At 37.4% G+C, this 19,368-nt stretch carries 17 protein-coding genes; 10 read left to right on the top strand and 7 right to left on the bottom strand.

Annotation, left to right across the window (positions count from 1 at the left end):
- Positions 1–71: 71 nt before the first annotated feature.
- The 5 genes from JM84_RS10605 to JM84_RS10625 all read right to left on the bottom strand — a co-directional run bounded on the left by JM84_RS10605 (position 72) and on the right by JM84_RS10625 (position 5,017).
- Entirely contained in the window at positions 72–782 is a 711-nt protein-coding gene (locus JM84_RS10605) for an OmpA family protein (protein WP_013752006.1), read from the bottom strand.
- Between the two features lie 35 nt (positions 783–817).
- Positions 818–1,303 carry a lipocalin family protein gene (locus tag JM84_RS10610; RefSeq protein ID WP_013752005.1) on the bottom strand — a complete coding sequence of 162 codons (486 nt, stop codon included), beginning with the start codon at positions 1,301–1,303 and terminating at the stop codon, positions 818–820.
- A 74-nt stretch (positions 1,304–1,377) separates the two neighbouring features.
- Complete coding sequence (locus tag JM84_RS10615; protein WP_013752004.1) at positions 1,378–1,539, bottom strand: DUF1328 domain-containing protein; 162 nt, start codon at positions 1,537–1,539, stop codon at positions 1,378–1,380.
- A 222-nt stretch (positions 1,540–1,761) separates the two neighbouring features.
- Complete coding sequence (locus tag JM84_RS10620) at positions 1,762–3,765, bottom strand: thiamine pyrophosphate-dependent enzyme (RefSeq protein ID WP_013752003.1); 2,004 nt, start codon at positions 3,763–3,765, stop codon at positions 1,762–1,764.
- Positions 3,766–3,931: 166 nt separating this feature from the next.
- Positions 3,932–5,017 carry a methyltransferase gene (locus tag JM84_RS10625; protein WP_013752002.1) on the bottom strand — a complete coding sequence of 362 codons (1,086 nt, stop codon included), beginning with the start codon at positions 5,015–5,017 and terminating at the stop codon, positions 3,932–3,934.
- Between the two features lie 252 nt (positions 5,018–5,269).
- On the opposite strand from JM84_RS10625, the gene JM84_RS10630 reads away from it, so the two are divergent.
- The gene (locus tag JM84_RS10630; RefSeq protein WP_261375726.1) at positions 5,270–6,361 is read left to right on the top strand and encodes a flavin monoamine oxidase family protein; all 1,092 of its coding nucleotides are present in this window, start codon (positions 5,270–5,272) and stop codon (positions 6,359–6,361) included.
- A 101-nt stretch (positions 6,362–6,462) separates the two neighbouring features.
- Here the strand turns inward: JM84_RS10630 and JM84_RS10635 are convergent, their stop codons facing one another.
- Entirely contained in the window at positions 6,463–7,101 is a 639-nt protein-coding gene (locus JM84_RS10635) for an SDR family oxidoreductase (RefSeq protein WP_144784187.1), read from the bottom strand.
- Between the two features lie 242 nt (positions 7,102–7,343).
- Between JM84_RS10635 and JM84_RS10640 the strand changes: the two genes are divergently transcribed.
- From JM84_RS10640 to JM84_RS10665, 6 genes are all read left to right on the top strand, one after another.
- Positions 7,344–8,294, top strand: a complete 951-nt coding sequence (locus tag JM84_RS10640; RefSeq protein WP_013751999.1) for an isopenicillin N synthase family dioxygenase — start codon at positions 7,344–7,346, stop codon at positions 8,292–8,294.
- Between the two features lie 2 nt (positions 8,295–8,296).
- Complete coding sequence (locus JM84_RS10645; RefSeq protein WP_013751998.1) at positions 8,297–8,629, top strand: translation initiation factor; 333 nt, start codon at positions 8,297–8,299, stop codon at positions 8,627–8,629.
- Between the two features lie 48 nt (positions 8,630–8,677).
- On the top strand, positions 8,678–9,607 hold the full coding sequence (locus JM84_RS10650; protein WP_013751997.1) for a hypothetical protein: 930 nt from the start codon (positions 8,678–8,680) through the stop codon (positions 9,605–9,607).
- 3 nt (positions 9,608–9,610) lie between these two features.
- Positions 9,611–10,501 carry a nucleoside phosphorylase gene (locus JM84_RS10655; RefSeq protein ID WP_013751996.1) on the top strand — a complete coding sequence of 297 codons (891 nt, stop codon included), beginning with the start codon at positions 9,611–9,613 and terminating at the stop codon, positions 10,499–10,501.
- A gap of 113 nt (positions 10,502–10,614) precedes the next feature.
- Positions 10,615–12,669, top strand: coding sequence for a polyphosphate kinase 1 (ppk1, locus tag JM84_RS10660; RefSeq protein ID WP_144784189.1), 2,055 nt, complete (start codon positions 10,615–10,617; stop codon positions 12,667–12,669).
- A 4-nt stretch (positions 12,670–12,673) separates the two neighbouring features.
- Positions 12,674–13,525: a substrate-binding domain-containing protein gene (locus JM84_RS10665; RefSeq protein WP_013751994.1), complete on the top strand. Its 852-nt coding sequence runs from the start codon at positions 12,674–12,676 to the stop codon at positions 13,523–13,525.
- Positions 13,526–13,779: 254 nt separating this feature from the next.
- On the opposite strand, the gene JM84_RS10670 is transcribed toward JM84_RS10665, so the two are convergent.
- Positions 13,780–14,445: a uracil-DNA glycosylase gene (locus JM84_RS10670; RefSeq protein WP_013751993.1), complete on the bottom strand. Its 666-nt coding sequence runs from the start codon at positions 14,443–14,445 to the stop codon at positions 13,780–13,782.
- 120 nt (positions 14,446–14,565) lie between these two features.
- Here JM84_RS10670 and JM84_RS10675 point away from each other — a divergent pair, with 120 nt between their 5' ends.
- The 3 genes from JM84_RS10675 (at position 14,566) to JM84_RS10685 (ending at position 19,183) form a co-directional block, all read left to right on the top strand.
- Positions 14,566–16,743 (top strand): endonuclease MutS2, encoded by a 2,178-nt coding sequence (locus JM84_RS10675; RefSeq protein ID WP_144784191.1) that lies wholly within the window; start codon positions 14,566–14,568, stop codon positions 16,741–16,743.
- Positions 16,733–17,149, top strand: a complete 417-nt coding sequence (locus JM84_RS10680; protein ID WP_144784193.1) for a thiol-disulfide oxidoreductase DCC family protein — start codon at positions 16,733–16,735, stop codon at positions 17,147–17,149. Before JM84_RS10675 ends, JM84_RS10680 begins: the two co-directional genes overlap by 11 nt.
- Positions 17,150–17,242: 93 nt before the next feature.
- On the top strand, positions 17,243–19,183 hold the full coding sequence (locus JM84_RS10685; protein WP_144784195.1) for a DUF4139 domain-containing protein: 1,941 nt from the start codon (positions 17,243–17,245) through the stop codon (positions 19,181–19,183).
- The last annotated feature ends 185 nt before the right edge of the window (positions 19,184–19,368 follow it).

Here is a 19,368-nt window from a genome sequence, read left to right on the forward strand (position 1 = left end):
GATTACATTGCATAAAAAATCCCCAAAACATAAGTTTTGAGGATTTTGTGATTTCTGTTTAACAGAAGGGTTTAGTTCCCTCCGTTTGCTTCTTTCATTGCGTCTTGCTTCATCTCTTCGTTAGGAACAATAGCAAGTTGTACACGTCTGTTTTGAGCACGTCCCTCTGCAGTATCATTACTTGCAGCTGGCTGCGTTTCACCGTACCATACCGTTGTAAATCTTCCTGCAGATAATCCAGTACCCACCATATAATTAGTAACTGCGTTAGCTCTATTTTGTGATAAGGTCATGTTATTTGTATCAGACCCTACACTATCAGTATGTCCAGCAACTACAACATTAGTTTGATTATATTCTTTCATAATATTAGAAAGCTTATTTAGTAACGTCTGGCTTGCTGTATTCACGTTATACTTCGCAGTATCAAAGTAAACACCCGAATTTTCGTCAAATGTCACTACAATACCATCATCTATACGCTCTACAGTAGCTCCTGGAAGTTCTTGCTCAATTTGTTGTGCTTGCTTATCCATCTTGTTACCAATGAGAACACCTGCTCCACCACCTACTACACCACCTATTACGGCTCCTAGCTCTCCATTTCCACCTTTACCAGCATTGTTCCCAATAATAGCTCCAAGGATTGCTCCACCTGTAGCTCCTATAACAGCTCCTTTCTGTTTGTTGTTTGCATTTTTTGTAGCCTCACAACTTGTGAAACCTGTAAGCATTGCTGCTCCTAATGCTACTGCTGTAATATTTCTTACTATATTTTTCATAATCTTAATTCTTTAAGTTGATTGTTGACTACAGATTACTCTGCTATTTTTGTAAAATTCATTGTGATATTAAATGGCTTTCCTTCTACGCTTACTGTCTGTGACATTTGTAATTGGTCTTCAGAAAGGTAAGAAAGTGCAACCCTAAAACCAGCATTAGTTTCAGACTTCATTTTGGCATCTGTTGGCTTCACAAGGATGTTATAATTCATATCATCACCCTCTGTATCTGGAATACTCCAAACGAAGTAACGTTTCTCCGTATCGCAACCTACTCCAGAAAGTTCGTAGTTTCCAAAGTTATTATTAGGGATAAAACGCCATGTACTTCCTTCCATACATTCTTGTGATGCGTCATTAAAAAGGTTGATATTAAAAGTTCCTTGACGATCATAACTTACTTCGTTAAGCGTCCAAGTTCCTTTAAGTGTTTTTTTAGATTGCTTTACCACTTGAGATGGTCCACAGCTTGCTATAGTAGCAACTAAAAGAACGAGTATTACTGATTTTATATAATTCATAATAATTAGGGTTAAATTAAAAAAAGCAACCTTTCGTAAATGAAAGGCTGCATTTTAAGTATGTTTAAATAGTCTTATCTCTTGAATAATCTACTTACTAAAGAAAGCAAGAAGAGTACAATAAAGATGAAGAATAATATTTTTGCAATGCTTTCCGCACCTGAAGCGATTCCGCCAAATCCGAAGACTGCTGCGATGATTGCAATGATGATAAAAATAACTGTCCAGCGTAACATAATATATTGTTTTTATTGATTAGTATGCTGTAAAAGTATTGGGATATGTCGCTTTATTTTTATTCTTTAGCAGCTTTTAACTAGGATCTGTTAACGATACGCCAATAATACTAGCAATCACTAATTTTTGCTTAAAATATTAACATGCTTGTTTGACCATAATGGGAAAACCCCTAACTATATTCTATAGTTAGGGGTTTGTAAAAATCTCTAATTAATTACTTAGTAATCTAGCAGCTCTTGAAGTGTAGTCGCTAATCGCTCCACAGGTAAGTACTGCTTCTCAAGTTCTGCATCAAAAGGAATAGGAGTATCTATACTCGCCACTCGTCTCACTGGTGCATCTAGGCTTTCAAAACATTCCTCCATAATCATTGCAGAAATATCAGACATTACAGATCCAAAGGCACTGTCTTCTGTAAGTAGTAACACTCTCCCCGTTTTACGTACAGAGGTAATTATTGCTTCTTTATCTAACGGCTGTAACGTACGCAAGTCTAGAAGATCTGCAGAGACATTAATACTATCTAGCAACTCAATTGCCCAGTGTACGCCTGCGCCATAAGTTATAATAGTTACTTGCTCGCCTTCTCTTACTAATGAAGCTTTACCTAGAGGTAATGTATAGTAGTTAGTTGGCACCTCTTGACGTATGCTGCGATATAATTTTTTATGCTCAAAAAACAGCACTGGATTAGGGTCTTCTATTGCAGTCGCTAGCAATCCTTTTGCATCTGCTGGAAACGCTGGATACACCACTTTTAAACCTGGTGTATGGGTAAACCACGCTTCATTAGTTTGCGAGTGAAAAGGACCTGCCCCCACACCAGCACCACAAGGCATACGTATCACCACATCTGCAGGTTGTGACCAGCGATAGTGTGATTTTGCGAGGTAGTTTACAATAGGATTAAAGCCAGAAGTTGCAAAATCTGAGAATTGCATTTCCATTAGTGCTTTTTTACCATTGATTGCAAGACCCATAGCAGTCTCTACAATGGCGCTCTCACATATAGGAGTATTGCGCACACGATCGCGACCAAACTGCTCCACAAAACCATCGGTGATTTTAAATACACCTCCATATTCGGCTACATCTTGCCCCATAATCACAAGATCATCATACTTCTCCATAGACTGTCTTAGTCCTTGGGAAATTGCATCAATCAAGCGGAGCTCTTCTGTGTCTTCGCTAGGCACGCTTTCGCGAAAGCTAAACGGAGCATATACATCCTTCATCTCAGTTTCTAGATTAGGAGTAATACTCTCCTCTGCATATGCCTTATCTAGGTGTTCTGTGATTTCCTCTTTAATAGAGACTTCATAAGCATCTTTTGTCTCTTGAGAGAGAATCCCTTCATGTATTAAGTACTTTTCAAAATTAAGTAGCGGGTCTTTTTCTCCCCATGCTTCCATTAACTCCTCAGGAACATACTTAGTACCACTTGCTTCCTCGTGACCACGCATTCTAAACGTTTTAAACTCTATTAAAACAGGTCGCGGATTGTTACGTATGTCTTCCGCTATTGCCAAAATTTTGGTATAAATCTCTAGAATGTTATTCCCATCAATGATGTGAGATTCCATCCCATAGCCTTTTGCTCTATCTGCAAGATGCTCACAATTATATTGCTCACTAGTAGGTGTCGATAGTCCGTAGCCGTTATTCTCTATACAGAATAGTACAGGTAATTGCCATACTGATGCAACATTGAGCGCCTCATGAAAATCTCCTTCACTTGTTCCTCCTTCGCCAGTAAAAACAGCGGTAACCGCATTCTCATTGCGCAATTTATGTGCAAGTGCAATACCGTCTGCCACGCCAAGTTGTGGACCTAAGTGAGATATCATACCTACAATATTAAATTCTTGTGTCCCAAAGTGAAAACTACGATCGCGTCCCTTTGTAAAGCCGCTCATTTTCCCTTGCCATTGTGTAAATAATCTATATAAAGGAATCTCACGAGTAGTAAAAACACCGAGGTTACGGTGCATAGGTAATATGTACTCTTCTGGCTTCATCGCAGCAGTAACTCCTACGGAGATTGCTTCTTGGCCTATTCCAGAAAACCATTTTGAAACCTTTCCTTGTCTTAGTAAAATAAGCATGCGCTCCTCTATTAATCGAGGTTTAAGCATTGCTCTGTATAGTCTAAGTAAGGTATCGTTATCTAAGGATGCTCTATTGTAAATAAAGGGTATGCTAGATTTTGTTGTAGTCGCCATTAGGTTGTTGTCTATTACCTCAAATGTAGCGAATTATAAGAACGAAAACGATATCGCGATTTTAATTTGATTTCGTTTCTAATTTACCGTTCTCTCTCTAGCATAAAATAGCCCATTAAGATACAAGTACCGTAATGGGCTATTAGTCTATATTCAAAAAACTCTCCTATTCAGGTGCTATGTATTCTTTATGAGTAAGTATCCATAGTTCAACTTCCTCATCCTCGCGCCAGTGTTGGTCACGTTTTGTCTCTTCTGAGGCTTTTCTAACTTTCTTCTTCAAACATTTTTCTAACTGGAACCTTCCACCTTTTTCAAGCTCTTGCTCTATAGGGTGCGTGTCTATTAGGTGTGTGATTTTTGCAAGGTTTGAAAATATGAGTACTAGTTTTCCATCAGGTAATAATGCCTCTTTTGCCTTAGCAAAAAATGTTGGGAAAAGATCTTCATTGTAATACATTGCCTCATCAATATTCTCAAGCTTTTGAGAAGATGGCAACCACGGCGGATTAAAAACAATAAGCTCAGTAGGCTTATTAAATTTACCAAAATACGGCGCATAATCCAACTCAATCTTACGCGAGAGCTTTGTGTCTCCCATAGATTCCTTTAAACCTATAATTGCATTGGGGTTAGTATCTGTACCAAATACTTTTTGAAAACCAGCCTGTACCATCTGTAATGATAACACTCCACTACCTATACCTACATCAATAGCCGTTTTCTTAGGGCCTTCATAACGCTTTAACCAGTTATCAAAAAGCTTGAGATGATCAAAACGAGTTGGAAAATATGTTCCATAATAAGGATGTACCTTATTACGCAATACAGGGATTACAATTCCATTTTTATACCACTGCCATGCACTATTAAGTCCTTGAACTTGAGGAAACGTAAGTAAAAAGTCTTCTGTTTTTGGATATAGTTTTGCAAACCAACCTATGGAAGGTGCTTTTTTTACAGCAAGCGCATGATTTACCACTTCTATCACAATAAAATTTGACATTCGGTGATACGCTTCACGGTGCGCACGCTGCTCTTCAAAAGAATCATTAGGCATTGTTCTGTCTAGATGAACCTTAAGCGCTTTAAGTAGCGTCAACCCATCACTATAAAATGCTGAGATTAACACCTCTTTTCCTTGCTCTAGTAATCTAATGGTGCGTTTTACATCTGTATCACGCTCAAAAGTACCTCTTCTCTTTTCAGAAGTAATAGGAGTCGGTCTATGTAATGGTATGTCTGTACTCATGCTGTTATGTCGTTTAGTATTGGGATTGGAACTCTATAATTATAAGTTGTAGAGAACATCCCATAATCAATTATTGCAGTGCGCGAAGATATAAACTGCTTTTTAAAGGTACGCTATTAAAACCCATCAATATAGGGCGATATAAGGCGATATAAAAAGTAATTGAAGTATTTAAGGGTGACTATAATAATGTTTCCGCCTTCGCGAAAATGTGAGTAAAAGCAGCTCAACTTTTTATAATAAAACACATAGTTGACAATCTCAAACTGTACGCTATTTCCATACTTTTGTAAGATGGTTATAATTATAGGAGCTGGATTATCAGGATTACTTACGGCATATCGATTACAAGAACAAGGGATTCCCTACACCATTCTCGAGGCGAGATCTCGCATAGGAGGAAGAATACACACACTTTACAATGAGAAGCAAGCTCCCGTAGAAATGGGCGCAACATGGTTCGGAGATTATCATACGGAGGTTGTTCGACTTTTGGAGGAGTTAGACATTCCTAGGTTTACACAGCACATGGATGCAACTGTTTTTTATGAGCCTGTGGAAAGCAATGGAGCACAGCAAGTAGAAATCCCACCACAAGCCGCAAGTTATAGAGTAGCCGGCGGAACATCTGCTTTAATCAATGCGATTTATGACAAGCTTGATAGCGCAAATGTATTACTGAATCAATCCGTAAAATCTATACGATACGTCAATAATAAAGTACAAGTTTTAAGCAAAAAAGCCTTTGATGGAGATGTTGTCGTTCTGGCACTACCGCCTAAACTTTGGGGTTCTCAAATCAATTTTGAGCCGCAGTTATCAAATAACTTAAGACTACTTTCATTACAAACCCAAACTTGGATGGAAGACTCCATAAAAGTGGCGATTACCTATCCTACACCTTTCTGGAAAGAAGAGCAAAAGCCTAGTACACTTTTTAGCAACATAGGCCCCGTAACTGAATTTTACAACCATGAAAATGTAGAAAAAACAAGCTTTGCCCTTTGCGGTTTTATAAACGCCTCTTATAGCAAACTGAGTAGTGAAGAACGTCAAAAGCTAGTTATAAATCAGCTGGTGAGTGTTTTTGGTAATGGTGCTCAAGAGTATACAGCATATCATGAATGCGTATGGAGTAAAGAGCCTCAAACTCATGTAGTATCTGAGAGTCCATTATTCCCGCATCAAAACAATGGTAATCCGTTGTTTCGTGAATCTCTATGGAATAACAGTTTATTTATCTCAAGTTCAGAAAGTGCAAAAGAGTTTCCAGGATATATGGATGGTGCAATTTCATCGGCAAATGAAACTGCTACCAAAATCATAAAAAAATTAAGCTTATAATCACCTGCCTGTTCGTCTTAGATAATTATACTATAAAATAAAGAGCAAAAAAAATGCGACTTCCTTAGGGAAGTCGCATTTTTTTAGTCGGTCGTACTTTATTAATGTACGGCTACTTTATTTAAAGCGTCTGCAATGATTGTTTCTCCTTTAATGATTTCAAATGTTGACTTATTAGCTACGTCATCATTTAATGTACGTACTAAGGTTTGTGCAACGTCATTACGGCTTATCTCACCTCTTTTATTCAGCTTTTCGGCAAGCTCTATTTTATTTGTTAGTTCGTTATCTGTAAGACTTCCAGGTCTTACAATAGCATAATTTAATCCGCTATCTTTAAGATATTCATCTGCATTATGCTTTGCTTTCAAGTAATCTTGTAACTCTTCTGCCTCAGATGGATTATCTGCTCCCATGGAGCTTAACATTACAAACTTCTTAATGTCATGCTGTTTTGATGCGTCAATCATTTTCTTTGCACCTTCTTGATCAACCTCTACTACTTTCTTTCCTCCAGATCCTGCTGCAAAAAGTACTTTATCGTATGATTGATTAAAAACGGGACTTACATCCTCTTCTAGATCTCCCATAACCGTATCTACTCCTTGTGATTCGAAAAAGCTTTTTTGCTCTTCTTTTCTCACCATTGCAATCGGGATGAAATATTGAGATTCTTTTAATAAGTTAACTATTTTTTTTCCTGTGGTACCATGTGCACCTGCTACTAATATCTGTTCCATGACCTCAAGGTACGGGCTTACCGCATCTTTTGAAAAAAATGGGGCTCAGTTTAACTATGATTTAATAGTAATACGACAATATTTAAGTTATTCATTAAAGTTATTAACACTATGAGGAAACTTTTAAGAGTGCGCTTTCGCGAAAGCGTAACCCTAAAAAATCACGTCTTCACCCCTATTAACTACTGATAAAACCTATAGAAAATTCTTATCTTCGTAACACAACCCTAAAGAAGGAAAAGATGAATAATATACCAAGTGTAGATCTCGCAGATTTTTTAAGTGAAGATCCTAATCGTAAAGCAAAATTTGTTCAAGAAATAGGTTCTGCATATGAAGACATAGGATTTGTATCACTGAAGAATCACTTTCTAGATGACCAACTTGTAGACGGATTATATAAGAATGTGAAAGGCTTTTTTGCCCTTCCAGAAGATACTAAGAAAAAGTACGAAATAGAAGGTGGTGGTGGCCAGCGTGGTTACATTTCTTTTGGTAAAGAACATGCAAAAGGAAAGAAAGAAGGAGATTTAAAAGAATTTTGGCATTTTGGACAAGAAGCAGACGAAGACGCAAACCTTGCCGAAGCATATCCAGAAAACATTGAAGTAGCAGAATTACCTGAGTTCAATGAAAAAGGTATGGAAGCATATCGCATGCTTGAGAAGACAGGTATTTATGTACTTAGAGCGCTAGCGCTTTATATAGGTCTTGATGAATTCTATTTTGACCACTGGGCAAATAATGGAAATAGCATCTTGCGCCCTATTCATTACCCACCTATCAGTGAAGAGCCTAAAGGAGCAGTACGTGCAGGAGCACATGGAGACATTAACCTGATTACGTTATTAATGGGTGCATCTGCTGGAGGTCTTCAAGTATTACGTAAAGATGGAGAGTGGATAGACGCTATACCTAACGAAGATGAGCTTGTGATTAATGTAGGTGACATGCTGGAGCGCCATACTAATAATAAGTTACGTTCTACCATACACCGTGTGATTAATCCACCTAAAGAAGAATGGGGGACGGCTCGTTACAGCATTCCTTTCTTTATGCACCCACGATCAGATATGAAACTTAACTGTCTTGATGAGTGTGTAAATGAAGAGCACCCTAAAGCATTTGAGGATATCACAGCTGGAGAGTTTTTACACCAGCGCCTTGTAGAAATAGGATTGATTAAAGAATAAGTATGGACTTAGGAGATCAATTAAAGAATCTTTTTCCAGATCACACTCCGGAAAAAGATCCTATAGAAAATCTTGACATAGAAGATACGCTCTGGATTCAAAATGACCCACTCATTTGTAAATATGAGAAACGCAAAGGCAAACCCATTACAATAATTGAAGGTTATACTGGAGAAACATCAGACTTTAAAATCCTTGCTAAAGAGATTAAGGTCTTACTAGGTGTAGGAGGAAGTTTTAAAAATGAAAGTATTATCATTCAAGGCGATTACAGAGATCGCATCATGAGCTTTTTAAAAGAAAAAGGCTTCAAAACAAAGCGTGTAGGCGGCTAGTACATCTATTATTTAACCTGTTGCCATTTTAAAATATCCCTCCGTATTATGAAGAAAACGTTACACGTTACTAATGGTGACAGTCTTAATGACCGCCTATTAACTATGAAAATAGAAGGTGATTATGCAGTATGGAGAGAAATGCTTTGTGAGGGAAAAACCATAGTAGATCTTACGAGTAGCGCTTTTAGAAAAACACGTGTTGATTTTTTTAAAAACAACTACCCTGACCAAGCGGGAGATTATGATGAGAAATTTGGGAGTCAGCTAGCAATTATTGCAGATGCTCATCATTACGAAGAAATTATACTGTGGTTTGAATATGACCTTTTTTGCCATATTAATATGCTCGCCTGTATAAGTTTTATAAAATCTCGTGGATATAAAGGAAACGTTTATCTAGTATGCAGTGGCAGGATCTCTGGAGAAAAGGATTTATTTGCGCTCTCTCAATTATTTGAAAAGCAATTACTGAGTCATTATAATGATAAAGTGCTTCTCAATAATCATGACCTTTTTATTGCAGATGATTTATGGAGACTTTATTGTGGTAAAGACCCTCTTAAGTTGGATCCAAAAAGAGCCAAAGATTCTAATTTCACCTATCTATCTAATTGTATAAGCGCTCATAAAGAACGTTTTCCTAGTGTAATTACAGGGCTCAATACGCTAGAGACAAATATGCTTAGACTCATAAGAAAGTATAATATTAAAACACCACATCAATTATGTGGTTATATGCTCAATTACCAAGGTTACTATGGCTACGGTGATATACAAATCAAAAAAATGATAACTCGCATGTCTTCATTTTTTACGGACATAGAAGGTCGTCTTACCCTCACAGAGAAAGCAAATAACATTCTAGACAATTCATACAATGTTTTTAAAGAAATGAAGTACCCCTGCACATTAGGAGGTGCATCAAAATATGAATACGTTTATAAAAACGATAACCACCAACTTACAAAAGCTTAATACATGGCAATAGCACCATCAGAACTTATACTTAATCCAGACGGTAGTATTTACCACCTAAATTTAAGACCAGAACACCTTGCATCTACAATAATAACTGTAGGAGATCCTGACCGTGTAGATACGGTGACAAAATATTTTGACAGTGTGCGTTTTACAACACAAAAACGCGAATTCAAAACAAGCACCGGAACTTATAAAGGAAAAGAAATCACAGTTATTTCAACTGGAATAGGTACAGATAACATCGACATTGTACTCAATGAACTTGATGCGCTAGTTAATATAAATCTAGAAACAAGAGAGATAAATAAAGAGCACACTAGCTTAGATATTGTACGTATAGGTACAAGTGGTTCTATCCAGGCATACATTCCTGTAAACTCTTTCTTAATGAGCCGCTATGCGATAGGACTAGATGCCCTACTCCACTTTTATGATAGTAAACATGTACAGCATCCAGCAATCCAAAAAGCTTTTATAGAACACATGTCATGGGCACCAGAAAAAAGTGATCCTTATGTAGTGGCTTGCGATGAGCAACTTGCAGATAAATTTGCTTCAGACAAAATGGTCGATGGATTTACTGCTACAAATATTGGATTTTATGGACCGCAAGGAAGAGTGTTAAGACTTAAAACAACTGACGCTAACATGAATGACAAATTGGGAACTTTTTGCTTTCGCGAAAGCGCAACTAACAAAGAACTTAAGGTTACTAATCTAGAGATGGAAACTTCTGGAATATATGGCCTTGCAAAATTACTAGGACACCGTGCTGTGTCTCTTAATTGTATTATTGCCAATAGAGCAAATATGACATTTAGCGAGCAACCTACAGAGCAGACCGAAGCTCTTATCCAGTATACACTTGACGCGATTACTAAAGATTAATACGCTTTAGGTCAATATCATTTACTTTAAGAGGAGCATTTATTGCTCCTCTTTTAACATAGACTTAATCCTTTCAGGGTAGTGCTTTTGTACATTTGAGTAAATACCCTGAGATGATTAAACTTACCGACGATAATTATAGACATAGAGATTTAAACTGGCTTAGTTTTAATGAGCGAGTACTTCAAGAAGCTGAGGATGTTGAGAATAATCCGCTGTATGAGCGTCTTAAATTTCTAGCGATATATTCTACTAATCTCGATGAGTTTTTTAGAGTTCGCGTGTCACAGTTGCGCCAACTCAAAAGAGTAAAAAAAGAAATTAGAAAGCAATTATCCCTCAAACCAAATAAAATTGTAAAAGAGATAAAAGCTACGGTACATGAGCAGCAGCAACGTTTTGGTCACACGTTTAGAAAAGTGATTATCCCAGAACTTGAAAAGCATCATATCCACATCCTTACCTCAAAAACCTACACAGACAAGCATAAAATTCTTGCAGATGGTTGGTACACCTCTACCATAAGAGAACATCTTGATGTAAAAAAGGTTGACCTTGCAGCCAAGAATGATATTTTTCTAGAAGATCAGTCACTGTACTTTTACGTACTTTTTAAGGACAGCTCAAAGGTGGGATTTGTCACTATCCCTACCCATAAAGTAGATCGTTTTGTACACCTACTTAAAGATAATGGCGAGCACTATCTTACTTTTATTGATGACATTATTCATTATAAAATGGATACAATTTTTCCTGATGAGGAAATACGTGGGATTTTTGAAGTGAAAATCTCTAGAGATGCAGAGTTATATCTAGATGATGAGCTTGACGGTATTCTTGCAGATCGTATTTATGAATCCTTAAAGAGACGCCACAAAGGGCAGCCTACAAGATTGCTTTATGATGCATCTATGGATAAAGATGACGCAAAAAAATTGCGCAAGCTCTTGCGTGTAGGTAAAGTTGATATGATGCCAGGCGGTCGCTATCATAACTTTAACGACTTTTTTAAATTTCCGGATCCTACAGAAAATCCTGAGCTACACTTTAAAAAACAACCCTTAATAAAACATAATGCGCTCGAGAAAGCTACAGACTATTTTGAGGTATTAAAAGAACGTGATCATCTCGTACACTTTCCTTTTATGTCTTTTAATTATGTGGAGCGTTTTATAGAGCAGGCCTCAGAGGATAAAGATGTAACAGAAATAAAGATATCCTTGTATCGTGTTGCAAGTGAATCTCCACTTACTTCGGCGCTTCTTAAGGCGTTAGATAATGGTAAAAAGGTGTTCATCTTTATAGAAGCAAAAGCTCGCTTTGATGAAGAGAATAACATTACTTGGGGACGCACTTTTGAAGAAAAAGGAGCTACTGTTATTTATAGCTATCCGCGTATCAAAGTACATTCAAAAATATTACTTGTAAAGCGCAAAGAGGAAGGTAAAAACCGCCGATACATTTATATAGGCACTGGTAACTTTAATGCAAAAACCTCAAAAATCTATGCAGATCATGGTTTCTTTTCGGCAGATAAGAAACTGGGCAAAGAATTAAACCGTGTGTTTAAAGTGCTAGAAGGAGACCTCATTGTACCTCGCAACAAGCATTTATTGGTCTCGCCTTTTACCACGCGACGCACTTTTGAAAAGCTCATCAATGATGAGATTGATTTTGCTCAATCTGGAAAACACGCAGAGATCAAGATAAAAATGAATAGCCTTGAGGATAAGGATATGATTAAATTGCTCTATAAAGCGAGTCAAGCCGGAGTAAAAATCACAATGCTTGTGCGCGGCTTTACCGCTCTTATCCCTGGAGTAAAAGGGCTGAGCGAGAATATCTATATGACTTCAATTTTAGATAGATATCTCGAGCATGGTCGCATTTACTGGTTTAACCATGATGGCGATGAGCAACTTTTTATGGGCAGTGCAGACTGGATGACAAGAAATCTGGATAGACGTATTGAAGTATTAGTGCCTATTACAGACGCAGATTGTCGCAAGGAGTTAAAAGAGATTTTTGACATTCAGCTCTCAGATAATGTCAAGGCTCGTATTCAAAATAAAGAAGAGAATAACGCTTTCGCGAAAGCAGAAAAAGAAACACCAAAAATTAGATCACAATATGCTATTTTTGACTATCTAAAAGCGAAGCACAATTAAGCATATGACTACAGTACGAATAGGTGGAGTACCAGAACATTTTAACCTTCCATGGCATCTTGCGATAGAAGATGAAATGTTTAAAGAACAGGGAGTAGATGTACAGTGGATAGATTTTCCAGAAGGTACTGGCGCTATGAATAAAGCTTTACGTGATAATGAGATTGATCTTGCGGTTATTCTAACTGGTGGGATCATTAAGGATATCGCAAATGGTAACCCGTCAAAAATTTTACAAATATTTGTATCTTCTCCACTGCAATGGGGTGTTCACGTTGCTGGCAGCAGCACATTACAAACTATAGAAGAACTTGAGGACAAAGTATGTGCAATAAGCCGCTATGGCTCTGGATCACACGTAATGGCTCACGTTCAAGCAGAACAAAGAGAGTGGAATACGGATGAACTTAAATTTAAAGTAATTAACACCTTGGATGGCGCTATTACAGCACTTACAGAAGGTACTGCAGATTATTTTATGTGGGAACACTTTACTACAAAACCTATTGTAGACAAAGGAGTCTTCAAGAGATTAGGTGATTTTCCTACGCCTTGGAGTTGCTTTGTGATTGCGGGTAGAGAAGATTTTATTGCTGAACATAATGACGCTATTAATGTCGTACTAGAAACCATCAATACAGTTTCGGCAGATTTTAAAAATATACCTTCTATAGACCGCACGCTTGCAAATAGATATGAGCAACAGCTAGAAGATATTCAGAAATGGCTCACGATGACCACTTGGTCTCAAGAGCAAATCACAAACAAAGAAATTGAGCGCATACAATCTCGACTAGCAGATTTAAAAATGATTGAAAATAAGCTCGAAGCGAGTCTCTTTAAAGCAACGCTGTAATATTTACTACATACTCACGCAACCTTTCCCATAGATATGCATCTATAGGGTACAAACTACACATTTTTTCTAATGACCATTTTTTTTAGTGTGATAGCAATCCTTATTGCTATCAATTTCCTGCTATTGCAATTTTCATGTAATGAAGTTACAGATCCTGAAGCAGAGGAAGAAGAAGAATAACATTCAACCTTTAAAGTAAACGGCGCTGAAAGCTAATTCAAATTTTCGGCGTCGTTTTTTTTTGTCTTAATCTACCATTCAATGGGAGCCTCTCCTTTACTCAATAAAATCTCATTTACCTTACTAAAGTGCTTATTACCGAACCAGTAACCGCGATTTGCACTTAGCGGTGATGGATGCCCAGAGAGTAGTATAAAATGTTTTGAAGCATCTATTTTCTTTCCTTTCCTTTTGGCAAATCCTCCCCAAAGTAGGAAAATAATGTTTTCACGCTTTCGCGAAAGCGTATCTATCACCACATCTGTAAAATGCTCCCATCCTTGTTTTTGATGTGATCCAGCCTCACCTGCTCGTACCGTAAGCGTTGCATTAAGAAGTAAAACCCCTTGAGCTGCCCATTTATCAAGATTTCCAGAAGCTGGTGTAGCTATTCCCACATCTGTTTCTAGCTCCTTAAATATATTCTTAAGTGACGGTGGATGAGCAATACCATCTTGTACAGAAAAACATAATCCGTTAGCCTGCCCTGCTCCATGATACGGATCTTGACCTATAATCACCACCTTAACCTTATCAAAGGGACAATGATCAAAAGCCGAAAAGATCTCTTCGCCGGGTGGATAACAGGTATGTGTATGGTACTCCTGTGTTACAAAATCTGTAAGAGATTTAAAATATGGCTTATCAAATTCTTCCTTGAGTTCTTGCTTCCAGCTTGCTTCTATTTTTACGTGCATTATCCGTATTTTTGTTAAGGAGTTTGTTCTTATTATTAGACAACCCAAAGCTATAGAAAAACAAAATAATTACAAGAGTCGTTTGTGGCTCTATTACGCTTTCGCGAAAGCGAGATCCCTATGATAAAGATCACTAGTAAAACATTACAAGATTTAGAGTTTGACACCGTATGTGAGCAAGTCTCAGAGCGCTGTACTACAGACAAAGGAAAGGCAAAGGCGCTAGCTATAGAGCCTTACCCTACTCCTAAACAAGCAATTTTTGGGCTTCATCAAACTAATGAATATCTCTCTTCTCGCACTGCAGATGCCGCGATACCTAATCATGGTTTTGATAGTCTTGATCATGAGGTGAAGTATCTTGCTATTGAAGATAGTACCTTAGAAAAAGGGAGTTTTAAAAAACTTTCTAGTATTTCTGAGACTGTAAATATTCACCTCAAATTCTTTAAGAAATTTGAGGAGCTCTACCCTACTTTATATAATACGGTAAGAGAGACAGAGTATACTACAGATATTATTGATACCATCACGCGCATTATTGATAAATACGGCGAGGTACGTGATGATGCAACACCTACACTGGGCACATTACGTAGAGCAATTAACCAAACTAAAGGACGTATTAATTCAAGTTTTGCTAGCGCACTAGGTCAGTACGCTGGATATGGATATCTGGACGATATACGAGAAACTATAGTAGATAATGTGCGCGTGCTTGCTGTTACTGCAATGCACAGACGTAAAGTTAAAGGTTCTATTATGGGAAGCTCAAAGACTGGAAGTATTACCTACATCCAGCCAGAAGCGACATTGCAGGCACAAAGAGAGCTTAATAACTTAGTTTTTGAAGAAGATGAAGAGGTAAAACGTATACTCAAAGAGCTTACAAATAGAATGCGACCTTATATTCCGCTTTTTGAGGAATACCAAGAGTTACTAAGTGATATTGATCTGATTGCGGCTAAAATGAAGTACGCCGAAAAGATGAATGGCTTACTGCCTAAAATCACTACAGATCGAGAGCTCACTATAAAAGAAGCCTATCATCCATTATTGCTTTTAAGTAATAATGCTAAAAAAGAAAAAACCTACCCACAAGATATACACCTAGATCAAGGAAGCCGCATTATTGTGATTTCTGGACCTAACGCAGGTGGAAAGAGTATTACACTTAAAACCGTAGGATTACTTCAATTAATGTTACAAAGTGGGATGCTCATACCTGTACACGAGTATTCACGCATGTGCTTATTTGATAAAATCCTCACAGATATAGGTGATAATCAGAGTATAGAAAATCACTTGAGTACCTATAGTTATCGCCTTAAGAACATGAATTACTTCTTAAAGAAGTGCGATAAAAACACGCTTATCCTCATTGACGAATTTGGTACAGGATCAGATCCTGAGCTGGGTGGAGCACTGGCAGAGACGTTTCTAGAAGTTTTTCACGAGCGTGAGGCCTTTGGAATTATTACCACACACTACGCAAACCTCAAGATGATGGCAAATGAAACGCCAGAGATTGTAAATGCAAATATGCTTTTTGATGCACGCACGCTTGAGCCGCTATTTAAATTACACATGGGAGAAGCTGGTAGCTCCTTTACCTTTGAGGTAGCACAAAAAAATGGCATCCCCTACTCGCTTATTAATCGCTCAAAGAAAAAGGTAGAGCGCGGCAAAATACGTTTTGACAAGAGTATAGCAAACCTACAAAAGGAACGCAGCAAACTCTCAAAAACTACGAGTTCGCTTAAAGCGAAAGAACAACAAGCAGCAAAAGAAAAAGCACAGCTTGCCGAAATAAATGAGAAAGTACAAAGTAAGCTAGAGGCGTATCAAGAGCTTTACGACAGTAACCAGCGCTTGATCTATCTAGGTACAAAGCTAGACGGCATAAGCAAAAAATTCTACCACGATAAGAAAAAACGCGAACTCGTAGCAGAGTTTATGAAAATAGTGCAGATAGAAAATAGCAAACGTAAAAAACAAAGTGCTAAGCAAGCAAAAGCTGATAAAGCAAAAGAGCTTGCCACAAAAAAAGAAGCAGAAAAACACGTACAAGTAATACGCGAGAAAAAGAAGGAGGCTAAGAAAAAAGAACCCGAAGCAATGAAGCCAAAGGTGACTTTAAAAGAAGGAGATCGCGTGCGCATGTTTGACGGGAAGGCTGTTGGTGTTATTGATAATATAGAAAAAGGTAAAGCCACTGTAGATTACGGAATGTTTACTACAAATGTCTCTCTGGAGCAACTAGAACTTGTACAACGCAAGAAGAAGAATGCAAAATAAAAAAATCATCCTTTTTGACGGAGTTTGCAACTTGTGCAACGGTGCCATCACTTTTATTATTAAGCGTGATAAAAATGATGTGTTTAGATACGCCCCTTTGCAAAGCGAAGTGGGTAAAAATCTTGCCGCAAAACACAAGATAGATTTAGATAAAGTAGATTCTATCATCCTCGTTACAGATCAAAGTGCCGTCGCAAAGTCTACGGCAGCACTCCGTATTGCAAAGCAACTTTCTGGTGGGTGGCATTTACTGGCTGTGTTTTTAATTCTTCCGAGGTTTTTGCGCAATGCCGTGTATGACTTTATTGCGAGCAATCGCTATAAATGGTTTGGTAAAAAAGATGCTTGCATGATTCCTACTCCGGAGCTTAAAAGTAAGTTTCTGGATTACGAACAGCCACAATAGCTCGTTCACTCATTGAGATGAACCACTCACTCAATAACTATTTTATTTCCAATTGTGTGCTTATAGATTTGACCAACTATAAAAATCACACCAATGAAAAGGACTACATTATTACTCGCCTTATGTTTGATGAGTTACGCTTTCGCGAAAGCGTCTTCTACCCCACCACAAACTAAAAGTACTAACCTATCAAAAGTAACTGTCTACTTAAGCGGCGCACAAATAGAGCGTACTGCGGATGTTATGGTTACAGAGGGAACAAATAGCTTTCTATTTGATAACCTCTCAAACGATATTGATGAAAGTAGCATCCAGATTTCTGGCTTAAAAAATACCTCTATACTCTCTATTAACTTCGGAATTAACTATCTCACAGAACAACTTAATACGAAGAAAGTAGACAGTCTGCGAAGTTTAAAAACTAAACTTGAGACAGATATCCTAAAGCTCAATAGCCTCATGAGTGGTTTACATAAAGAGGAAGAAGTAATTACAGCCAACCAACGACTAGGTAGCAACACCACAGAAATAGATCTAGCTAAAATCAAGGAACTATCTACTTACTACAGAAAACGAGTAACCGAAATCAAAAATGCTATTCTCGATGCCGAAATTGAAAAAACAAATTTACAGCGTCGTGTAAATGACCTCACGAAGCAATTTAATGAGTTTAATGTCACAGAAGAAAAAAGTAAAGGACAGATTACTCTAAAACTTAATGGTGAGCAGCGAGAGACTTTAAAACTTAAAATCACCTATAATGTAAGCGAAGCAGGTTGGTATCCAGAATATGACTTAAAAGCAATTACTACAAATGCACCTTTACAATTATCTTATAAAGCTCATTTATATCAAAAAACAGGAATAGACTGGGATGATGTGAATCTTGTATTATCAACAGGAGATCCTAATACTAATAATCTTAAGCCAACTATTGACACAAAATACTTACGCTTTGTAAATCGTAATTACCGTAATAATAGTAATGCTACAAAGGCCTACAACTATAAATACAATCCAACTATTAAAACCATCACAGGGATAGTAACTGAAACTAATGGACCACTACCAGGAGCAACTGTAGTAGTGAAAGGAACAACAAACGGGACGCAAACTGACTTTGATGGAAAGTACACACTGCAAGTAAACGAAGGAGAAACGTTACAGTTCTCTTTTGTAGGGTACAATACAACTGAAATTCCTATTCATGCGAGTATTATTAATGCAAACCTAGAAGCAGATAATGCGCTGGAAGAGGTAGTTGTTGTCGCTTATGCAACCTCAAGCTCTAGGAGAACACAATCATATGCTGTTACCACTGTGGAATCTGAAGATATAAGTAGAACTTTACAAGGTAAAGCTGTTGGAGTGAGTATAAGCGAGTCAAATAGTATCAAAACGGCTACAGGTGATCAAAAAACAGAAGGAATCACCACCACTACTTTTGAAATAAATAAGAAATACTCAATTGTATCCGACGGAGATGTGACAGTTATAGAAATTGATAAGTTTGAGGTGCCAGCAACCTATGAATATTTTGTCGCTCCTGCTATAAATGAAAATGTATTTCTTACCGCTTCTATTAAAGACTGGGTACGTTATAGTTTACTTCCTGGAGAAGCAAATATCTACTTTGAAGGTAGCTTCTCCGGTAAAACATATATCAATCCGCTAGAGACTACAGAGGAGTTATCTGTATCACTTGGTGTAGATCCTAATATTATTGTAAAGCGCAAACAACTTGATAATTTTAAGTCAACTTCTTTTATTGGTTCGCAACGTATTGTTGACATGGCGTACTCAACAACAGTGAAGAATAATAAAACTACAGGTATCAATCTAAAGATGGTAGATCGTGTTCCTGTATCTCAAAACAAAGAAATCAAAGTAGATGATATCGAAACCTCTGATGCAACTTATGATAAGGATACAGGTTTGCTAGAATGGACTATAAAGCTTGCGCCATCAGATAGTTCTAAAAAGGAATTCAGTTACGAGCTAAAATATTCAAAACATAAAAGAGTAAATCTTTAAAACCTACAAGAAGGTCTTCGCACTGTACACAACAAATTGCAAATGTATGATTCATTTCACATTTTCGTGAAAGCGTGAATACCTATGAATACAAGACGTAACAGTGGTTTTACATTATTGGCACACTGATTGCAAACTACCTAACAAGCGCATACCGAAAGACGGTAACGTACAAACCCTAATAC

Source organism: Dokdonia sp. Hel_I_63 (assembly GCF_007827285.1).
GTDB lineage: Bacteria > Bacteroidota > Bacteroidia > Flavobacteriales > Flavobacteriaceae > Dokdonia.